Consider the following 19138-nt stretch of genomic DNA (forward strand, 5'->3'; position numbering starts at 1 on the left):
AACGCCCGGACGAAACGCATGCGCGGGTTGAGCGTAAGGTTGCGATTTGACCGCACCCAGACACGTGGAGGACACCGCTGGGGGTTACCCCTCGGTAAATGTGACGTCTGGCGCACACGGGGTACACGATGGACATCCCGACCACTTCGTGGCCTCGTGGGCACCACCGAAAGCGAAGGAAGAGCGTGGCTCCCGGATCCGATCGCAACCCGATCATCATTGGCGGCCTTCCCAGCCAGGTCCCGGATTTCGACCCGGAAGAGACCCAGGAATGGCTCGACTCCCTCGACGCGGCCGTGGACGAGCGGGGCCGTGAACGGGCCCGCTACCTCATGCTCCGGCTGATCGAGCGGGCCCGCGAGAAGCGCGTGGCCGTGCCCGAGATGCGCAGCTCGGACTACGTCAACACGATCGCGACCAGGGACGAGCCCTTCTTCCCCGGCAACGAGGAGATCGAGCGCAAGGTCCTCAACGCCACCCGGTGGAACGCGGCCGTCATGGTCTCGCGCGCCCAGCGCCCGGGGATCGGCGTCGGCGGCCACATCGCGACCTTCGCGTCCTCCGCCTCGCTGTACGACGTCGGCTTCAACCACTTCTTCCGCGGCAAGGACGAGGGCGACGGCGGCGACCAGATCTTCTTCCAGGGCCACGCCTCGCCCGGCATCTACGCCCGCGCGTACCTCCTCGACCGGCTGAACGACACCCAGCTCGACGGCTTCCGCCAGGAGAGGTCGAAGTTCCCCAACGGGCTCTCGTCGTACCCGCACCCGCGGCTGATGCCGGACTTCTGGGAGTTCCCCACGGTGTCGATGGGCCTCGGCCCGCTCGGCGCGATCTACCAGGCCCGGATGAACCGGTACATGGAGGCGCGCGGGATCGCCGACACCTCGAAGTCCCACGTCTGGGCGTTCCTCGGCGACGGCGAGATGGACGAGGTCGAGTCCCTCGGCCAGCTGTCCATCGCCGCCCGCGAGGGCCTCGACAACCTCACCTTCGTCGTCAACTGCAACCTGCAGCGCCTCGACGGCCCGGTGCGCGGCAACGGCAAGATCATCCAGGAGCTGGAGTCGATCTTCCGGGGCAACGGCTGGAACGTCATCAAGCTGATCTGGGACCGCTCCTGGGACCCGCTGCTCGCGCAGGACCGCGACGGCATCCTGGTCAACAAGCTGAACACCACCCCGGACGGCCAGTTCCAGACGTACGCCACGGAGACCGGCGGCTACATCCGCGACCACTTCTTCGGCGACGACCACCGGCTGCGGGCGATGGTCGAGGGCATGAGCGACCAGCAGGTGCTGCACCTGGGCCGCGGCGGTCACGACCACAAGAAGATCTACGCGGCCTACGCGGCGGCGAAGGCGCACGCCGGCCAGCCGACGGTGATCCTCGCCCAGACCGTCAAGGGCTGGACGCTGGGCCCGAACTTCGAGGGCCGCAACGCGACCCACCAGATGAAGAAGCTGACGGTCGACGACCTGAAGCGCTTCCGCGACCGGCTGCACATCCCGGTGACCGACCGGCAGTTGGAGGACGGCCTGCCGCCGTACTACCACCCGGGCCGGAACTCCGAGGAGATCCAGTACATGCACGACCGCCGCAAGGCGCTGGGCGGGTACGTCCCCACCCGGGTCGTGCGGTCGAAGCCGCTGACCCTCCCCGACGACAAGACCTACGCGGCCGCCAGGAAGGGCTCCGGGCAGCAGTCGATCGCCACCACGATGGCCTTCGTCCGCATCCTGAAGGACCTCATGCGGGACAAGGAGATCGGCAAGCGCTTCGTGCTGATCGCCCCCGACGAGTACCGCACGTTCGGCATGGACGCGTTCTTCCCGAGCGCCAAGATCTACAACCCCCTGGGCCAGCAGTACGAGGCGGTGGACCGCGAACTCCTTCTCGCCTACAAGGAGTCGCCGACCGGGCAGATGCTGCACGACGGCATCTCCGAGGCCGGCTGCACGGCCTCGCTGATCGCCGCCGGTTCGGCGTACGCCACGCACGGCGAGCCGCTGATCCCGGTGTACGTCTTCTACTCGATGTTCGGTTTCCAGCGGACCGGCGACCAGTTCTGGCAGATGGCCGACCAGCTGGCCCGCGGCTTCGTGCTCGGTGCCACCGCCGGCCGGACGACCCTCACCGGCGAGGGGCTCCAGCACGCGGACGGCCACTCCCACCTGCTGGCCTCGACCAACCCGGCCTGTATCGCCTACGACCCGGCGTACGGCTTCGAGATCGCGCACATCGTCAAGGACGGCCTGCGCCGCATGTACGGCTCCGAGGCCGAGGACGTCTTCTACTACCTGACCGTCTACAACGAGCCGATCCAGCACCCGGCCGAGCCGGAGGACGTGGACGTCGAGGGCATCCTCCAGGGCATCCACCGCTTCAAGCCGGCCGAGGCGGGCACCGTCCCCGCGCAGATCATGGCCTCCGGTGTCGCCGTGCCGTGGGCGATCGAGGCTCAGCGGATCCTCGCCGAGGAGTGGAACGTCCGGGCCGACGTCTGGTCCGCGACCTCCTGGACCGAGCTGCGCCGCGAGGCCGTGGCCGTCGAGGAGCACAATCTGCTCCACCCGGACGAGGAGCAGCGCGTCCCGTACGTGACGCGCAAGCTCCAGGGCTCCGAGGGCCCGTTCGTGGCGGTCTCGGACTGGATGCGGGCGGTGCCGGACCAGATCTCCCGCTGGGTGCCGGGCACCTACGGCTCGCTGGGCGCGGACGGCTTCGGCTTCGCGGACACCCGGGGCGCGGCCCGTCGCTTCTTCCACATCGACGCCCCGTCGATCGTGCTGGCCGTGCTGACCGAGCTGGCCCGGGAGGGCAAGATCGAGCGCTCGGCACTGAAGCAGGCGGTGGACCGCTACCAGCTGCTCGACGTGGCGGCCGCCGACCCGGGCGCCGCGGGCGGCGACGCCTGATCCGGTAGCCCCCGGGCGGCTCTCCGGTAGCACGGCGCACCTGGTGAGGGGCGGTGGGACCTCGGTCTCGCCGCCCTTCGGCGTTCTCTACGATTCCCCGCATGAGGGATCGCTGGGAAGAACGCACGCAGGTACCGCTGCTGGTGCTGGCCGTGGCGTTCGGCGCCGCCTACGCCGTGCCGATCGTGGCTCCCGGCGCCGCGCCCTGGGTGCACCGGCTGTGCACCCATGTCGAGTGGACCGTCTGGGCGGCCTTCGCCCTCGACTATCTGGTCCGGCTGGCCCTCGCCCCGGCCCGCTGGGCCTTCGTCCGCTCCCACCCCCTCGATCTGCTCGCGGTCCTGCTGCCGATGGTGCAGCCGCTGCGGCTGCTGCGGGTCGTCTCCACCCTCCTCCTGGTGGGCCGACGGGCCCGGATGGCCCCGCAGATAACGCTCACCACCTATGTGGCGGGCGCGGTCGTCGGGCTGATGATGTTCGGCTCGCTGGCCGTGCTGCATGTCGAACGGGACGCCCCCCACGGGAACATCAAGACGCTCGGGGACGCCGTCTGGTGGTCGTTCACCACGATGACCACGGTCGGCTACGGCGACCACGCCCCCACGACGGGTCTCGGCCGGGTCCTCGCGGTGGGTCTGATGCTCTCGGGCATCGCCCTGCTCGGTGTCGTCACCGCCAACATCGCGGCCTGGTTCATCTCCCGCTTCGACCGCGACGACGCGGTGGAGCGCCGCCAGACCGAGCTGCTGGAGGCGCTGACCCGGGAGGTCCGCGAACTGCGGGCGGAGGTCGCCCGGCTGTCGGTGCCGACGGGGGCTCCCGGGCCGGAGCCCCAGGACGTCCCCGCGCCTACCGCTCCCAGATCTTGAACGCCCTGACCTCGTAGGGCGTCTGCGGCACCCAGGTCCCCCGCCCCGGATAGGTCTCGAACTCCCCGGTCTCCGCGCACTCGGCGGACTGGTACGTGGTGACCGGTCGTCCCGTGCGGTTGGCGAGGGACTGGGCCGAGGTGCCCGGTGGCAGCGCGACGCAGCTCTCGATGTCGGTCGTGGCCAGCTCGTGGCTCTGCGCCCGGCCCTTGAAGTCGGGCTTGGACCAGAGGCAGAGCCGCCCCGGCCCACAGGCCCCGAGCGCGGTCCCCGCCGCTACGGCCGCCGCTGGGGACGCCCCGTGCGGTGCGGCTCCCGCCGGTGCGCCTGCCGCGGGGCTCGCCCCCGACGGCGCGGCCGCCGGTGATGTGGCCGCCGAAGATGTGGCCGCTGATGATGTGGCCGCCGAAGATGTGGCCGCCGAAGATGTGGCCGCCGATGATGTGGCCACGGACGGTGCGGCCCCTGACGGTGCGGCTGTCGCCGGGACGGCGAGGAAGGCGGTCAGGACGGCCGCGACGACGAGCGCGGTCTTCGGATACACGTACATGCTGATGAACCCCCGTTTGGTCACTCTCCGTAATCAAAAGCATGGCCGAGGTCACCCCGAGACGGAAGAGGGGCCGCCCCCGTTCACGCGAACGGGTGACGGCCCCCTACGGGAACCCCGCGGACGGGAACCCCGCGGACGTCAGATGTGACCGCCCATGCCGCCCGCCTCCGCGTTCTCGCCGCGCTTGGTGAGCGTGGCGACGAGGGCCGCGACCACGGCGACGACACCGGCGACGGTGAAGGCCAGGCCCATGCCGTCGAGGAAGGTGTCGTGGATGACGCCGGAGATCTTCTGGAAGAGATCGGGGGTCATCCCCGGCGCCTGGGCGAGCTCCGGCGGGGCCATGCCGAACTCGGCGGCCTGCTCCAGCTGCGGGTTGACCGGGACCGGGATGCCGGCGTCCTTCCAGTTGCCCTCGAACGCGCCGGAGACCTTGGAGGACATGACGGCGCCGAGCACCGCCGTCCCGAGCGCACCGCCGACCTGCATCGCGGCCTGCTGGAGGCCGCCGGCCACGCCGGAGAGCTCCAGCGGCGCGTTGCCGACGATGACCTCGGTGGCGCCGACCATGACCGGGGCGAGCCCGAGGCCGAGCAGGGCGAACCAGAGGGACATCACGAAGGTGCCGGTGCCGGCCGAGAGCGTGATCATGCCGAACATCGCGACGGCGGTGCAGACCATGCCGCCGACCAGCGGCACCCGCGGGCCGAACTTGGTGATCAGCGCGCCCGCGAGCGGCGAGGAGACGATCATCATCGCGGTCAGCGGCAGGAGGTGCAGACCGCTGTCGACCGGGCTGAGCCCCTTCACGCCCTGGAGGTAGAAGGTCACGAAGAACAGGCCGCCCATGAAGGCGAAGGCCATCAGGACCATCAGCACCACACCGGCCGAGAGCGGCACGGAGCGGAACATGGCCAGCGGGATGAGCGGCTCCTTGACCTTGGTCTCCCAGAAGGCGAAGACCGCGAAGAGCAGCACGGCGCCGAGCAGGCCGCCCCACGTCTTGCCGCTCGACCAGCCCCAGGACTCGCCGGCCTTGATGAGGCTCCAGACGAGGGAGGCCATGGCGCCGGAGAGCAGCAGGATGCCGAGGATGTCGAAGGAGCGCGGCGCGTTCTCCGCGCGGTGGTCCTTGAGGATGACCAGGCCGAGGACGAGCGCGACGATGCCGACCGGCACGTTGATGAAGAAGACGGACTGCCAGCTGACGTGCTCGACGAGCAGGCCGCCGACGATCGGGCCGCCCGCGGTGGACGCGCCGATGACCATGCCCCAGATGCCGATGGCCATGTTCAGCTTCTCGGCGGGGAAGGTGGCGCGCAGCAGGCCGAGCGCGGCCGGCATGAGCAGGGCGCCGAAGAGGCCCTGGAGGACGCGGAAGGCGATCACGGCCCCGATGGAGTCGGAGAGGCCGATGGCACCGGAGGCGAGGGCGAAGCCGGCGATGCCGATGAGGAAGGTCTGCCGGTGGCCGAAGCGGTCACCGAGCTTGCCGGCGGTGATCAGGGCGACGGCGAGCGCGAGCAGATAGCCGTTGGTGATCCACTGGACCTGGGCGAGGGAGGCGCCGAGGTCGGTCTTGATGGCGGGGTTGGCGATGGCGACGATCGTGCCGTCGAGCGCGACCATCATCACGCCGACCGCGACTCCGAACAGCGTCAACCACGGATGGCCACGCAGTCCCTTCGCCGGGGCCGGTGCGGGTTCCCGGGCGTCCCCCTGACCCTGCGGGGCCTTTTCCACGGTGATCTGACTAGTCATGCGAACGAGGCTAGTGACAGTCACTGACAATTGACAAAGCGATTCAGGCGCCGGTAACTGTCACGTAGCTCACAGGTACGCTGAGCTGGACGAAATGCCTGAAAAGAGGACCCAGACGTGACCCTGCCCGGTCTGCGCGAGCGGAAGAAGCAACGTACGCGCGAGGCGCTGGTCAAGGTGGCGCTCGAGCTCTTCACCACGCACGGCTACGAGCGGACGACCGTCGACGAGATCGTCGACACGGTCGAGGTCTCCCAGCGCACGTTCTTCCGCTACTTCTCCTCCAAGGAGGAGGTCGCCTTCGCCGTCCAGCAGATGGTGGAGGAGCGTTTCGTCGAGGCCCTGCGGCGACGGCCCCCCGGCGAGCCCCCCTTCGACGCGATGCGCAACGCCGTGCTCTCCGGCTGGGACACCATCGGCGACGCCATCACCGAGGTCGTACCGCTGGACCTGTACCTGCGCACCTTCCAGATGATCGAGTCGACGCCCGCGCTGCTCGCCGTCCATCTGCGCCGCTCGACCGAGATGGAGGAGACCCTCGCCCGGATCATCGCCGAGCGGGAGGGCCTCGACGTCGACGCGGACCCGCGCCCGCGGATCGCGGTGGCGGCGTTCAGCGGTGTGATGCGTGTGACAGGACAGATGTGGGGCCGGGGTGCGGATCAGAGCCTGGAGGCCATCCGCGCCCTGACAGAGCGGTATCTGGACCACCTGGGACCGGCTCTCGCCCCCCGCTGGCGCGACCGGACGTAGCGCTGCGCCGCCGGCGGCGGCGGGATCGTTCACCCGCGCCCCGTAGGGTGGCCGCCCGTGACACCCGTCGAAGCCGACTCCCCCCTGCTCGTCGTCCTGCGCACCCTGCTCGCGCTCGCCGTCGTGTTCGTGCTGCTCACGACCACGGGCTGGACGACGATCAGCCACCGCCCCGTGCCCGGTCCGTCCCGCGCGGCCGCGCTCGCCGCCTGGGCGCGCGACCGGATCGACCACCGCCCCCTGCCGGGGCCGAACACACCCGCCGGGGGCATAGCCGCGTTCTTCGCCCGGATCGGCCCCGCGCGCGCGGCCGGGCTCGCGGAACGACATCCGCTCGTCGTCGGCAACCTCGACGGTGCCCCCACCGCCCTGCGCTACCGCGCCAACCGGATCACCCTCGGCCGCGCGCTCACCGTCGAACGGGACAGGGTCCACGACACCCGGCTCTCCCCCGAAGGGCTGCACGAGGCACAGCGCCGCCTCGACCGCTTCGTCTCGCTGATGCGGCCGGGCCGGCAGATCCTCGCCTTCGACCCGACCGGTACGGGGCGCACCGCCGAGGTCCTCGGGGACCTGACGCGGGCCCGGCACGTCTCGGTGATCGTGCCCGGTGTCGACACCAACCTCCTCACCTTCCAGAAGACCCACCGCCGGTACGGGGCTCCCGCCGGCATGGCGGAATCCCTCTACCGCGCCGAGCGGCAGGCCTCTCCCGGTGCCCGGGTCGCCGTGATCGCCTGGGCGGACTACACCGCGCCCGCCGGGGTCGGAGTCGACGCCATGACCGGCCGGCTCGCCGAGGCAGGCGCCGCGCGGCTCGTCCGGCTGACCGAGGCGCTGCCGGGCGACGCGCGCGTGGCGCTGTTCTGCCACAGCTACGGCTCCGTGCTCTGCGGGGTCGCCGCGCCCCGGCTGCCCGCCCGGGTGACGGACCTGGCGGTGGCCGGAAGCCCCGGGATGCGGGTCGAGCGGGCGACGGAACTCCGTACCCCCGCGCGCGTGTGGGCGATGCGGGACGCCGACGACTGGATCGCCGACGTGCCGCACCTGGAGGTGGGCGGGGTCGGGCACGGAGCCGATCCGGTGGCCCCGGAGTTCGGCGCCCGGCTGCTCTCGGCGCGCGGTGCCATCGGCCACAGTGGCTATTTCGAGCCGGGCACCGAGAGTCTCGGCAACTTCGCCGCGATAGGGGTCGGCTCCTACGGGCAGCTGGTCTGCGCACCTGCCGACAACGCCTGCCACGGGGGAATATCCGGTACGGAAGGGCCCTGACGCGCGTAGATCACGTAATTTCGGGACCTTTCACGGGGGCGACGCACGGGCACACGCCGCTTACGATGAGGCGTATGGGTGATGTGCTGGCCGGAATTCATGCCACCTGGGAGTTCGAGAGTGACGCCCTCGTCATCCGCTTCGACCGGGGGAACCGTGCGCCGAGACTCTTCGGTGTGCTGCGCGAACGACGTGTACCGCACGAGGCGCTGGCGTCCGTGACGCTCTCGCCCGGCAAGCGGGGCACCGTCGTGCTGCACGCCGTGCCGAGACCGGGCGCCGATCCGCTGATGGAGGCGGCCGCGGGGCAGCTGTCGGAGGCCTGCGATCCGTATCGCCTGGTGCTGCCTGCGGACCGGGAGACGCTCGCCGAGTACTACCGGGACGAGCTGCGGGCCGTCCTCGGGCCCGGGACGGCGGGGGCGTACGCAGACGACCCCGCGGACGGGGGCGACGTGACGCCCGCCGACCGCTTCCTCGTGGCGCCGCCGCAGGGTCCGCAGTCCTTCAAGGCGTACGACGGGAAGGCGAGCTTCGACGGGCAGTCGGAGGTCTCGTTCCGCTGGTCCTGGACGGGAGCGTCCTCCGAGAAGTGGAAGGCGGGTGACCAGTTCTTCCACGTACGGGATCTCTGCGGGGTCGAGTGGCGCTCGCCCGACGTCCTGGACGGGCATCTGCGGCTGGTTCCCCGGGGCGGCGAACCCCGCGCGACCCAGCCGGACCATGATCCCGCCTCCGTCGTGTTCGGCCTCGGCTACGGGCCGGTGCACCTGTCCCTCCCCTTCGCGGCGGCGGTCCTCGCGGCGATCAGGACCTCGGACCGCGTCCCGGCCCGCACGGCCGCCGCTCCCGGCGCGGTCGCTGAAAGGATTCGGCACCTGGGTGAACTGCACCAGGCGGGGCTGGTGACGGACGAGGAGTTCTCGGCGAAGAAGGCGGAACTCCTCGCGGAGCTGTAGCCGGAGCAGAACCCCGCGGGACCCACGGAACCCCGCGGACCCAAGGAACCCCACGAGACCCCACGTCATACCCAGGTATCAGGGCAGAGCCCGGTCCCCGGTATGACGTCGGGGGCCGGGCCCGCTGCCTACCCTGAGCTGGTCATGGCTACCGAACCGCGGCACGAGCCGCCCACCCCCACCCTGCGGCAGCTCAGCACCCGGACACGCGAGATGTTCCAGGGGCTCGGGACCGCGCTCACCACACCCACCACCCCGGGAGCGCCGCTTTTCGCCGACGCCGCATCGCGGTGGGTGCGCCTGCTGCCGTACGCCGTCGCACTCGCGTTCGTCGCGTCGCTGCTCCCCTCCACGGTCCAGCTCCTCGCCGGGGACTACGGCGTCAACGGCGCGCTCGCCGGGGCCATCGGCACCGCCCAGACCGCGCCGCTGCTGCTCGCCGTCTCCCGTCCGCTCCAGGCCTGGTGGATCATCTTCGCCGCCGACGTGCTCGGCGCGGTCGCGCTGCTCGCCGCCGACGGACCGCGCGCCGAGCTCTGGCCCTGGACCCCGCCGATCGTCGTCGGCTACTGCGCGCTGATGATCGCGCTGGGGCTGCGCGAGTCCCGCCGGGCCCTGTTCGGGGTGTGGCTGGCGACGGGCGTCGCCGGGTACGTCCTGGAGATCTTCCGGCCGGCCGGGTACACCAGCGTCCACACCCTCCTCGTCGTCCTCAGCGGAGTGCTGCTCCTCCTCACATCGGCGGTACGCGCGCGGGGCGACGCCCAGCGGCGGCTCGTCGAGCAGGAGACCATCAGCGAGGCCGAGCGGTCCCGTCGCACGCTCCTGGAGGAGCGGGCCAGGATCGCGCGCGAGCTGCACGACGTGGTGGCCCACCACATGTCCGTGATCACCGTGCAGGCCGACTCGGCCCCGTACCGCATCCCCGGTCTCCCGGATGCGGCACGCGAGGAGTTCACCTCGATCGCGTCGAGCGCGCGCGAGTCGCTGGCCGAGATGCGACGGCTGCTGTCGGTGCTGCGCAGTGACGGCAGCGAGGGCGAACGGGCCCCGCAGCCGGGCCTCGACCGGGTCCAGCAGCTCGTCGAGGCCACCGTCCGGGCCGGGGTGCCGGCCGAGCTGCGGCTCGCCGCGGACCTCGGCGACGTCCCGCAGGCGGTGGACCTGTCCGCGTACCGGATCGTGCAGGAGGCCCTCGCGAACATCGTCCGGCACGCACCGGGGGCGTCGACCCGGGTGTCGATCCGGGCCGGCGGCGGCTGGCTGACGGTCCTCGTCGTCAACGGGCCCTCGACGGAGGCGGATTCCGCGGTGGAACGCGGCGCGTCCGGCACCGGGCACGGACTCGTCGGCATGCGGGAACGCGTACGGTTGACGGGTGGCTCGCTCGACACCGGGCCGCTGCCGGACGGCGGCTTCCGGGTCGCCGCGCGGCTGCCGCTGACCCCGGACCCGGCGCCCGCCGCGGTGGCACCGCCGGCCGGGGCCCCGGCCACGTCTCCGACTCCGCCCCCGACCGTCAAGGACTCCGAGTGACCATCCGCGTGATCATCGTCGACGACCAGGCCATGGTGCGGGCCGGATTCGCCGCGCTGCTCGCCGCGCAGCCCGACATCGACGTGGTGGGCGAGGCCCCGGACGGGCGGCAGGGCATCGACGTGGCGCGCTCGACCCACCCGGACGTGGTCCTGATGGACGTCCGGATGCCGGAGCTGGACGGGCTCGCCGCCGCCCGGGAGATCCTCCATCCGCCGACGGGGGTCACCCACCGGCCGAAGGTCCTCATGCTGACCACCTTCGACGTGGACGACTACGTGTACGAGGCGCTGCGCGCCGGCGCGTCCGGCTTCCTCCTGAAGGACGCGCCCCCGGCGGACCTGATCGCGGCGGTACGGGTGGTGGCGGCGGGCGAGGCCCTGCTCGCCCCGTCCGTGACGCGACGGCTCATCGCCGACTTCGCCGCCTCCCGGCCCGCGCCGCGCAAGGACACCACGGCGCTGCGTCTGAACGGGCTCACCCCGCGCGAGACCGAGGTCCTCGAACTCATCGCCCGCGGCCTGTCCAACCAGGAGATCGCGGATCATCTGGTCCTCGCCGAACAGACGGTGAAGACCCACATCGGCCGGGTCCTCGCCAAACTGGACCTGCGCGACCGGGCGCAGGCCGTGGTCTTCGCGTACGAGTCGGGGCTCGTGACCCCGGGCGCCTCCTGACGTCCCGGTAGCCGCCCCCCGGGGGAAAACCCCACCCCCTACCTGGTGTTGCCTGCTCCTCCACCCCCTACCCCGGTATCAAAGGGGAGTTGGCTCTCCGGTGTGACGTGCCGTCACCCGTCGTCTTCCTACCTTCCTCTCGCCAGCGAACGAGCGAGTACCGGAGAGGGAGGGCGACCCCATGCGCCGTATTTCGAGGACCCTGATCACCGCGGCCCTGGTGACCGCCGTGGTCGGCGGCACGGCCGGCTGGGCGTCCGGTGACAGCCAGGAGGCCGTCACGGGGGCGCCGGTCGGGACGGCGGAGTGGCGGGCCGCCGGGCTGCCGGACCCGGAGCGGATGGACCCGGCCGGAGTGGCCCGGTTCTTCGCCGGCCTGAGCCCCGTACGGCAGCGGGAGCTGGCCCGGACGCATCCCACGGTCGTCGGGAACCTCGACGGAGCGCCTCTGGAACTGCGGTACGAGGCCAACTCCCGCACCACGCGAGGGGCGTTCGGCGGGGCGCGGGTCCTCGCCCACGACACGCGCGGCCGGGGCCAGGTGGCCCTGGTGTACGGGGATCTGGCGCGGGCCGAGCACGTCGCCGTGATCGTGCCCGGCTCCGACATCGACGCGGACCACGTGCGGCCGCTCACCGACATGGCGGCCTCGCTGCGGCGGGCCACCGGCGGGCGGACGGCGGTCGTCGCCTGGGCCGGGTACACCACCCCGGTCGGCGTCGGTCTGGACGCGGCCACCGGACGGCTCGCCGAGGCCGGGGCGGACCGCCTCACCCGCTTCGTGGACGGTCTCGCGGCCGTGGGGACGCCCGCGCCGACCCTGTTCTGTCACAGCTACGGCTCCGTGGTCTGCGGACTCGCCGCCCACGGTCTGAAGGCCAAGGACCTGGTGGTCTTCGGCTCCCCCGGGATGCGTGCCGGGAACGTGAACGAACTCGGCACCTCCGCACGCGTCTGGGCGGCGAAGGATCCCACCGACTGGATCGACCGGATCCCGAACGTCGAGGTCGGGGACCTCGGACACGGCACCGACCCCGCCGACCCGGCGTTCGGGGCCCGCCGGATCGCGGCCGACGACGCGCGCGGCCACGGCGGCTACTTCGCGCCGGGCACCTCCTCGCTGCGTACCTTCGCCGCGATCGCCGACGGCACCGTCCGCACCGCCGACGACCTCCGCACCACGGACGCCTCCGTCCGTGCCGCCGCCGGCGCCGAGGGAGACGTCCGATGAGCGCCCTCGCGACCATGGCCCGCCGCACGGCCCGGAAGATCGAGTCGGGCACCCCCGCCCACCGCGACCGGGCGATCGACGGGCTGCGCGCCCTGGCCCTGCTGGCCGTGCCCACCGGGCACTGGCTGCTCGGCGGCTTCACGCTCTCCTCCGACGGTGCCCTTCACAACGCCAGCCCGCTGGGCACTTTCGCGGGGCTCGCGCCCGTCAGCTGGGTCCTCCAGATGCTGGGGATCTTCTTCCTGGTCGGCGGCTACGCCTCCGTCCTCTCGTACCGGCGCGGGAAGGGCTCCACGCGCGCGTGGCTCGGTGGCCGGCTCGCGCGGCTCGGCCGCCCGGTCCTCGGTGTCACCGCCGTCTGGGCGGCGCTGCTGCCCGTCCTGCACTTCGGGTTCGAGGTGCCCGTGGACACCCTGCGGACCGCGTCCACGCTGGTGATCCAGCCGCTGTGGTTCGTCGGCGTGTACACGGTGGTCACCGCGCTCACCCCGCTGTGCGTGCGGGCGGCCCGCCGCCTCGGGGTGTGGGCCGCGGCCCCGCTGCTCGGCTCGGTGGCCGTCGTCGACTTCCTGCGGTACGGCCCGTACGCCGACGCCGTGCCGTCCTGGCTCAGCCTCCTCAACATCCTGCCGGGCTGGCTCTTCGCGTATCAGCTGGGGGTCTCCTGGGGCGAGGGCCGGGTCACCCGGCGGCACGCCTGGTGGCTGCTGCTCGGCGGGGCCGCGCTCTTCGCCGCCCTGCTGCTCGCCTTCGGCTACCCGGCCTCGATGGTCGGCGTCCCCGGCGAGGCCCGCACCAACTCCCACCCGCCGTCGCTGCTCGTCCTCGCCCTGGCCGCCGCGCAGAGCGGCGCCGCGATCCTGCTCAGGGACCGGCTCGGCAAGCTCCTGAGGCGGCCCGCGCTGTGGGCGCCGGTCGTGGTCGTCAACCTCTCGGCGATGACGATCCTCTGCTGGCACCAGACGGCGATGCTCACGGCGGCGGTCCCCGCCTCGTACCTCGGCGAGGTCCCGGGCCTGGTCGGCGCGCCGGACTCGGTCGGCTGGATCCTCGCCCGGCTGGCGTGGATGCCGGTCTTCGCCGGACTGCTCGTCCTGATCGGCCGGTACACCCGGTCCTTCGAGTCCCCGTGGACGACCACCGGCCCGACCCGCCGCGCCCTCGCGGGCCTCCTCGCGGCAGGCTTCGCGGTCTTCGCGCTGGGGCTGGCGTGACGCGCGCCCCAGGGGCGCGCGTCACGCCGAGTCCCTCACGCCTCGCGCGACACCGCCGTGAAGCGCATGTCCGTGTAGCGGTCGCCCGCCACCAGGCCTGCGATCGGCTCCAGTTCGGCGAGTTCGGGCGCGGTGAGGGTGATGCGGGTGGCGGCGGCGTTCTCCTGCAGGCGGGAGCGCTTGCGGGTGCCGGGGATCGGGACGACCGTCAGGCCGTGCACGGAGGCCCGCTGCTGGACCCAGGCGAGGGCGATCTGCGCCGGGGTCGCGCCGTGTGCGGCGGCGATCTTGCGGACCGGGTCGAGCAGGGCGGCGTTCCGCTCCGCGTTCTCGCCGGTGAACCGGGGCTGGTTCCGGCGGAAGTCGCCGCCCGTCAGGTCCTTGGTGGCGTCGGCGAAGGATCCGGTGAGGAAGCCGCGGCCGAGCGGGGAGTAGGGCACGACGGTGACGCCGAGTTCGGCGGCGACGGCGACGGCGCTGCGCTCCACGTCCCGGGAGAAGAGCGACCACTCGGACTGGAGGGCGGCGATCGGGTGGACGGCGTGGGCCTCGCGCAGTTCGGGCCCGGTGACCTCGCTGAGGCCGAGGTGCTTGACCTTGCCCTCCCGGACGAGTTCGGCCATCGTGCCGACGGACTCGGCGAGCGGGACCTCCGGGTCGCGGCGGTGCATGTAGTAGAGGTCGATGGTCTCGATGCCGAGGCGGCTCAGGCTGCCCTCGACGGCGGTCCTGATGTACGCGGGGTCGTTGCGGATGCCCCGGTAGGCGGGGTCGTCGGCGCGGCGCTCGAGTGCGAACTTGGTGGCGAGGGTGACCTCGTCGCGGTGGGCGGCGAGGAACGGGGCGAGGAACCGCTCGTTGGCGCCGTTGCCGTAGGCGTCGGCGGTGTCGATCAGGGTGACGCCGGCCTCCAGGGCCGCGTCGAGGGTGTCGCGGGCGGCCGCCTCGTCGGTGTCGCCGTAGAACTCGCTGATGCCCATGGCGCCGAAGCCCTGGACGCCGATCCCGGGTCCGTCCTGGCCGCCGAGCCGTACGGTGTCGATCCTGGTCACGCTGGTCATGAAGGTGTGCCTCCGCATGCGGTCCCGTAATGGCTGATCTTGATGTCGAGCACGGCGAGCGTGTCCTGGAGTTCGGTGATCCGGGAGAGCACGTCGCGCCTGGTGGTCTCCAGGAGCTCCCGGCGCTCGTCGCGGGTGTGGTCCCCCTCGCGGACGAGCTCCGCGTACCGGACCATGTCGGCGACCGGCATTCCGGTCAGCCGCAGCTTGCCGACGAAGGCGAGCCAGCCCAGGTCCCGCTCGGTGAATCGGCGCTGTCCGGTGTGCGAGCGGTCCACGTGCGACATGAGGCCGATCCGCTCGTACCAGCGCAGGGTGTGGGCCGAGAGTCCGGTCAGGGCCGCGACCTCGCTGATCGTGTAGTGGGCCCGGGGGATCCGGGTGCCGCTCGTGCCGGTGCTCGTACTCGTGCCGGTGGTCGTGCTCGTGGTCGTGCTCGTGCTCGCCATCACGCTCATGACCCCCACGCTAAAACGTTTGAGTGCACTCCAAGCAAGTAGGCTCGGCCCCATGGAGAGCAGCGTGCCGAGCCTGGCGTCGATCGAGAACTGGCCCGTCCCCACCGCGGCGGCCGCCGTGGTCCGCGCGGACGGCACCCTGGCCGGGTCGTACGGCCCCACCGGGCAGCGATTCCCGCTCGCCTCCGTCACCAAGCCGCTCGCGGCGTACGCCGTCCTCGTCGCGTACGAGGAGGGGGCGATCGACCTCGACGAGCCGGCCGGGCCGGAGGGCGCGACCGTACGGCATCTCCTCGCCCACACCTCGGGGCTCGCCTTCGACGAGAACCGGGTCATGGCCGCGCCGGGCACCCGCCGGATCTACTCCAACACCGGTTTCGAGGCCCTCGGCGACCATCTCGCCAAGGCGACGGACATCCCCTTCGCCGAGTATCTGCACCAGGCGGTCCTGGAGCCGCTGGGCATGACGTCGACGACCCTCGAGGGCTCACCCGCGAAGGACGGCGTGTCGACCGTGGACGACCTGGTGCGGTTCGCCGCCGAGGTGCAGGCGCCGCGGCTGCTCGACCCGCGCACGGTCCTGGACGCGATGACCGTCGCGTATCCCGGTCTGACCGGCATCCTGCCCGGCTACGGGCATCAGCGGCCCAACGACTGGGGGCTCGGCTTCGAGATCCGCGACGGCAAGTCCCCGCACTGGACGGGCGCCCAGTCCTCGCCGCGTACCTTCGGGCACTTCGGGCAGTCCGGCACGTTCCTGTGGATCGACCCGGACGCGCGTGCCGCGTGCGTGGCGCTGACCGACCGCCCCTTCGGGGCGTGGGCGGTGGAGGCGTGGCCGCCGTTCACCGACGCGGTCCTCGCCGATCTGCGTTCCGCCTGAGCCGCGGCTACATGTCGCAGCGGGCGGTGGGCAGGGTGCCGTCCGGGCCGCTGAGCGACACGTCGACCAGGCCGGCGGGGTGTTCCGCGTAGGCGGTCGTGCAGACCAGCTGGCGGACGCCCGTCTCCGACAGCCGTTTGACGGGGAAGGGCGTCCGGATCCAGATCAGCCGGCGCGCCGGGGTCCCCGACGAGGCGTTCCCCTCCGAGGCCTGCAGCATGGTCGGGGTCTTCCGCAGACTGCCGGGCAGGGCGGTGGTGATGCCGGCCGCGGCCTCGTTCGGCCTGGGTCCGGCGAGGAGCATGGCGAGGATCTTGTCGGTGACGATCCCGCCGCGGCTCAGGTCCTCCCGGGACATCTCGTAGTCCGGACCGAACACCTCCGAGGGGGTGCCCTCTCCCGAGCCCTCCGAGGAGGTCCCCGGGTACGACCGGCCGAGATCGCGGGCCACCGGCATCGACCGGCCGTCGGGGCCGACGAAGTAGAGCACGATCCGGTCGACGGGGATCGGCTGGACATGGACCGTCGCCGCCCCGCCCGCCTCGACGACGTCGCTCTTCCGTATGCCGCAGCCGGCCAGCGCGACCGGCGCCAGCAGGGCGAGCAGGGCGGCGGCCGCGGTACGGCGCCGCGCGGCTCCGCCCGTCCGGCGACGGGATGTGACGGTGGCCCGGCCGCCGTTCACAGCGGCATCCGCACCGTGAAGACCGCCCCGCCGTCGGGGTCGTTGGCGGCCGTGACGGTGCCTCCGTGGAGCCGTACGTTCTCCAGGGTGATCGCGAGCCCGAGGCCGCTGCCCGCCGAACGGGTACGGGCCTGGTCCGCCTTGTAGAAGCGGTCGAACACATGCGGCAGGACGTCCGGGTGGATGCCGGGACCCCGGTCGGCGACCTCCGTCACCAGCCGGTCCTCCTCCGCCCACAGCCGGACCGTCACCGGCGCCCCGCCGTGCCGCAGAGCGTTCCCCACGAGGTTGGCGACGACGACGTCGAAGCGGCGCGGGTCGAGCCGGGCCCTGATCCCCTCCGCGAGGTACGGGACCACCTGCGCCGGATCGGTCCAGTGCCGGTGCTGGAGGGTCTTGCGGACGCAGTCGGCGGCGTCCACCTCGTCGGTGTGCAGCTCGGCGGCGCGGGCGTCGAAGCGGGAGATCTCCATGAGGTCTTCGACGAGCACGGCGAGCTTGCCGGTTTCGGCACTGATCAGGCGGACGGCGCGGGCGGTGTCGCTGTCGAGGCTCCCGGCGTCCTCGTCGAGGACCTCGGTGACGGCGAGCATCCCGGCGAGCGGGGTACGGAGTTCGTGCGAGACGTCGGAGGCGAAGCGGCGGGCGCGGGCCTCGGCGTTGCGGAGTTCCGCGACGGAACGTTCCAGCTCGGCGGCGGACTCGTTGAACGTCCGCGCGAGGTCGGCGAGTTCGTCGCTGCCCTCGGCGTGGATACGGGTGTCGAGCCGGCCTCGGCCCATGCTGTGGGCCGCGTGGCGGAGCTCCCGTACGGGCCGCAGCACGCCGCGCGCGGCGATCAGGGCGGGGATCAGGGCGATGGCGAGCGCGGGCAGGGCGCCGTCGCGCGCGGCCGTGACCATCGCCTCGATGTTCGCCTCCTCCTCGTCGAGTTCCATGACGGCATAGAACACGAGACCGGTGCGCTGCGGCGGGCCCTCGGCCGAACGGGCCAGGAAGACGGCGGGAACGGCGATCGTCAGGTACGGCGTGCCGTTCTTGACCACCCGCTGGAAGCTGCCGTGCGGGACGGCCTCGTCGTCGGCGGCGCGGGCCCGCAGCTCCGGCGTGATGACGGACGAGGAGGGCCGGTCGGTGGAGGAGACCCGGAGGGTGCCGTACTCGGCGTAGACCCGCCAGGTGCGGGGCTTGCCCTGGCGGGCGATCTGCATGAGCGAGTCCCGCAGCATGGCGGGTTCGACGGGCAGGCTGACGCCGAGGCCTTCGACCTGCTCGCGGAAGGCGGAGACGGCGGTGTCCTGGGTCTGTTCCAGGATGGCGTTGCGGGCGGCGCGGTAGGTGAGGGCGGCGGTGGTGCCGCAGCCGACCATGGCGACGAGCAGGAAGGCGAGGACGAGCCGGGTGCGGAGCCCGAAGGGGTGCGGCCGCAGGCGGGGGCTCCGGCCCCCGCTCCGGGACGCGCGCCCCCGCCGGGACGTCCCGTGACCGTCGTGGTCGGCGCGTCCCCCGTGTCCACCCTGACCGTCGTGCCCCCCGTGTCCCCCGTACCCTCCGTGTCCCTCGTGCCCGGTGTCCTCGTCCGGGGTGACGCAGGCCTTCACAACGGCCCGAGCGGACCGAAGCGGTAGCCGAAGCCGCGCAGGGTCTGGATGTAGCGGGGTTCCCCCGGGGTGTCCTCGATCTTGTTCCGCAGTCGGCGGACGCAGGCGTCGACCAGCCGGGCGTCCCCGTGGTAGCTGTGCTCCCAGACGTGTTCGAGGAGCTGCTGCCGGCTGAACACCTGCTCGGGCGCGGCCGTGAGATGGAGCAGCAGTTTCAGCTCGGAGGGTGCGAGGGCGATCCGCTCGCCGGCCTTGGCGACGGTGAGACCGGCCCGGTCGACGGCCAGGTCCCCGTGGAACTCGACGGCGGCCCGGCCGCCGGCCGGCTCCTCGATACGGCGCAGGACGGCCCGGATCCGCGCCTCGATGACCTCGGTACGGGCGGGCTTGACGATGTAGTCGTCGGCGCCGGCCTCCAGACCGATGACGACGTCGAAGTCGTCCCCGCGGGCGGTCAGCATGATGATCGGCAGCTGGCTGCTCTCGCGGACCCGGCGGCAGACCTGGACGCCGTTGATGCCCGGCAGCATGAGGTCGAGCAGCAGCAGATCCGGCCGGAACTCCGCGAGCGCGTCGAGCCCGGCCTCCCCGGTGGCGGCGGTGCGCACCTCGTGCCCGCGGCGGCGGAGCCCGAGCTCGACGCCTTCACGGACGGAGGGGTCGTCTTCTATCAGGAGCACGCGGGGCATCTGTGAAGTATCCAAGGT

General features: G+C 72.3%; 17 protein-coding genes. 10 read left to right on the top strand and 7 right to left on the bottom strand.

Annotation, left to right across the window (positions count from 1 at the left end; all coding sequences use genetic code 11):
- Positions 1 to 185 precede the first annotated feature (185 nt).
- Positions 186 to 2918 (top strand): pyruvate dehydrogenase (acetyl-transferring), homodimeric type, encoded by a 2733-nt coding sequence (gene aceE / locus OG392_RS11870; RefSeq protein WP_329278384.1) that lies wholly within the window; start codon positions 186 to 188, stop codon positions 2916 to 2918.
- A 101-nt stretch (positions 2919 to 3019) separates the two neighbouring features.
- Positions 3020 to 3787 (top strand): potassium channel family protein, encoded by a 768-nt coding sequence (locus OG392_RS11875; protein ID WP_329278386.1) that lies wholly within the window; start codon positions 3020 to 3022, stop codon positions 3785 to 3787.
- Here the strand turns inward: OG392_RS11875 and OG392_RS11880 are convergent.
- Together OG392_RS11880 and OG392_RS11885 are read right to left on the bottom strand one after the other, a co-directional pair.
- On the bottom strand, positions 3768 to 4238 hold the full coding sequence (locus tag OG392_RS11880) for a peptidase inhibitor family I36 protein (RefSeq protein WP_329287216.1): 471 nt from the start codon (positions 4236 to 4238) through the stop codon (positions 3768 to 3770). The two genes, OG392_RS11875 and OG392_RS11880, sit on opposite strands and share 20 nt — an antisense overlap.
- A 240-nt stretch (positions 4239 to 4478) precedes the next feature.
- Complete coding sequence (locus OG392_RS11885; protein ID WP_329278389.1) at positions 4479 to 6101, bottom strand: MFS transporter; 1623 nt, start codon at positions 6099 to 6101, stop codon at positions 4479 to 4481.
- Between the two features lie 117 nt (positions 6102 to 6218).
- Here OG392_RS11885 and OG392_RS11890 point away from each other — a divergent pair, with 117 nt between their 5' ends.
- The 7 genes from OG392_RS11890 (at position 6219) to OG392_RS11920 (ending at position 13743) form a co-directional block, all read left to right on the top strand.
- Positions 6219 to 6854, top strand: a complete 636-nt coding sequence (locus tag OG392_RS11890) for a TetR/AcrR family transcriptional regulator (RefSeq protein WP_329278390.1) — start codon at positions 6219 to 6221, stop codon at positions 6852 to 6854.
- Positions 6855 to 6911: 57 nt separating this feature from the next.
- Positions 6912 to 8126: an alpha/beta hydrolase gene (locus tag OG392_RS11895; protein ID WP_329278392.1), complete on the top strand. Its 1215-nt coding sequence runs from the start codon at positions 6912 to 6914 to the stop codon at positions 8124 to 8126.
- 74 nt (positions 8127 to 8200) lie between these two features.
- Positions 8201 to 9085 carry a DUF4429 domain-containing protein gene (locus tag OG392_RS11900; protein WP_329278394.1) on the top strand — a complete coding sequence of 295 codons (885 nt, stop codon included), beginning with the start codon at positions 8201 to 8203 and terminating at the stop codon, positions 9083 to 9085.
- 144 nt (positions 9086 to 9229) lie between these two features.
- Entirely contained in the window at positions 9230 to 10621 is a 1392-nt protein-coding gene (locus OG392_RS11905; protein WP_443054754.1) for a sensor histidine kinase, read from the top strand.
- On the top strand, positions 10618 to 11298 hold the full coding sequence (locus tag OG392_RS11910; RefSeq protein WP_329278396.1) for a response regulator transcription factor: 681 nt from the start codon (positions 10618 to 10620) through the stop codon (positions 11296 to 11298). The genes OG392_RS11905 and OG392_RS11910 overlap by 4 nt, the downstream gene beginning before the upstream one ends.
- A 181-nt stretch (positions 11299 to 11479) precedes the next feature.
- A complete protein-coding gene (locus OG392_RS11915) occupies positions 11480 to 12529 on the top strand; it encodes an alpha/beta hydrolase (RefSeq protein ID WP_329278398.1) in 1050 nt (349 codons plus the stop codon).
- Positions 12526 to 13743 carry an acyltransferase family protein gene (locus OG392_RS11920; RefSeq protein WP_329278400.1) on the top strand — a complete coding sequence of 406 codons (1218 nt, stop codon included), beginning with the start codon at positions 12526 to 12528 and terminating at the stop codon, positions 13741 to 13743. Before OG392_RS11915 ends, OG392_RS11920 begins: the two co-directional genes overlap by 4 nt.
- 35 nt (positions 13744 to 13778) lie before the next feature.
- On the opposite strand, the gene OG392_RS11925 is transcribed toward OG392_RS11920, so the two are convergent.
- Both OG392_RS11925 and OG392_RS11930 read right to left on the bottom strand, forming a co-directional pair.
- Entirely contained in the window at positions 13779 to 14804 is a 1026-nt protein-coding gene (locus OG392_RS11925; protein WP_329278402.1) for an aldo/keto reductase, read from the bottom strand.
- Positions 14801 to 15262, bottom strand: a complete 462-nt coding sequence (locus tag OG392_RS11930) for a MerR family transcriptional regulator (RefSeq protein ID WP_329278404.1) — start codon at positions 15260 to 15262, stop codon at positions 14801 to 14803. Before OG392_RS11930 ends, OG392_RS11925 begins: the two co-directional genes overlap by 4 nt.
- Positions 15263 to 15314: 52 nt before the next feature.
- On the opposite strand from OG392_RS11930, the gene OG392_RS11935 reads away from it, so the two are divergent.
- A complete protein-coding gene (locus tag OG392_RS11935) occupies positions 15315 to 16145 on the top strand; it encodes a serine hydrolase domain-containing protein (protein ID WP_329278406.1) in 831 nt (276 codons plus the stop codon).
- Positions 16146 to 16152: 7 nt separating this feature from the next.
- Here OG392_RS11935 and OG392_RS11940 read toward each other — a convergent pair whose 3' ends face one another.
- Genes OG392_RS11940 through OG392_RS11950 form a run of 3 tightly spaced genes read right to left on the bottom strand, consistent with a single transcriptional unit; the run spans position 16153 to position 19120 of the window.
- Positions 16153 to 16830, bottom strand: coding sequence for a hypothetical protein (locus tag OG392_RS11940; protein WP_329278409.1), 678 nt, complete (start codon positions 16828 to 16830; stop codon positions 16153 to 16155).
- Entirely contained in the window at positions 16827 to 18431 is a 1605-nt protein-coding gene (locus OG392_RS11945; protein WP_443054755.1) for an ATP-binding protein, read from the bottom strand. Before OG392_RS11945 ends, OG392_RS11940 begins: the two co-directional genes overlap by 4 nt.
- Positions 18428 to 19120 (bottom strand): response regulator transcription factor, encoded by a 693-nt coding sequence (locus tag OG392_RS11950; RefSeq protein WP_329278412.1) that lies wholly within the window; start codon positions 19118 to 19120, stop codon positions 18428 to 18430. Before OG392_RS11950 ends, OG392_RS11945 begins: the two co-directional genes overlap by 4 nt.
- Between the last annotated feature and the right edge of the window lie 18 nt (positions 19121 to 19138).

This window comes from Streptomyces sp. NBC_00691 (assembly GCF_036226665.1).
Taxonomy (GTDB): domain Bacteria; phylum Actinomycetota; class Actinomycetes; order Streptomycetales; family Streptomycetaceae; genus Streptomyces.

Bases quoted from the DNA above. Each gene is read 5' to 3' on its own strand.
- OG392_RS11925 (WP_329278402.1), bottom strand. From the start codon at position 14,804: ATGACCAGCGTGACCAGGATCGACACCGTACGGCTCGGCGGCCAGGAC.
- OG392_RS11875 (WP_329278386.1), top strand. From the start codon at position 3,020: ATGAGGGATCGCTGGGAAGAACGCACGCAGGTACCGCTGCTGGTGCTG.
- OG392_RS11905 (WP_443054754.1), top strand. From the start codon at position 9,230: ATGGCTACCGAACCGCGGCACGAGCCGCCCACCCCCACCCTGCGGCAG.
- OG392_RS11885 (WP_329278389.1), bottom strand. From the start codon at position 6,101: ATGACTAGTCAGATCACCGTGGAAAAGGCCCCGCAGGGTCAGGGGGAC.
- OG392_RS11920 (WP_329278400.1), top strand. From the start codon at position 12,526: ATGAGCGCCCTCGCGACCATGGCCCGCCGCACGGCCCGGAAGATCGAG.
- OG392_RS11915 (WP_329278398.1), top strand. From the start codon at position 11,480: ATGCGCCGTATTTCGAGGACCCTGATCACCGCGGCCCTGGTGACCGCC.
- OG392_RS11930 (WP_329278404.1), bottom strand. From the start codon at position 15,262: ATGAGCGTGATGGCGAGCACGAGCACGACCACGAGCACGACCACCGGC.
- OG392_RS11935 (WP_329278406.1), top strand. From the start codon at position 15,315: ATGGAGAGCAGCGTGCCGAGCCTGGCGTCGATCGAGAACTGGCCCGTC.
- OG392_RS11950 (WP_329278412.1), bottom strand. From the start codon at position 19,120: ATGCCCCGCGTGCTCCTGATAGAAGACGACCCCTCCGTCCGTGAAGGC.
- OG392_RS11900 (WP_329278394.1), top strand. From the start codon at position 8,201: ATGGGTGATGTGCTGGCCGGAATTCATGCCACCTGGGAGTTCGAGAGT.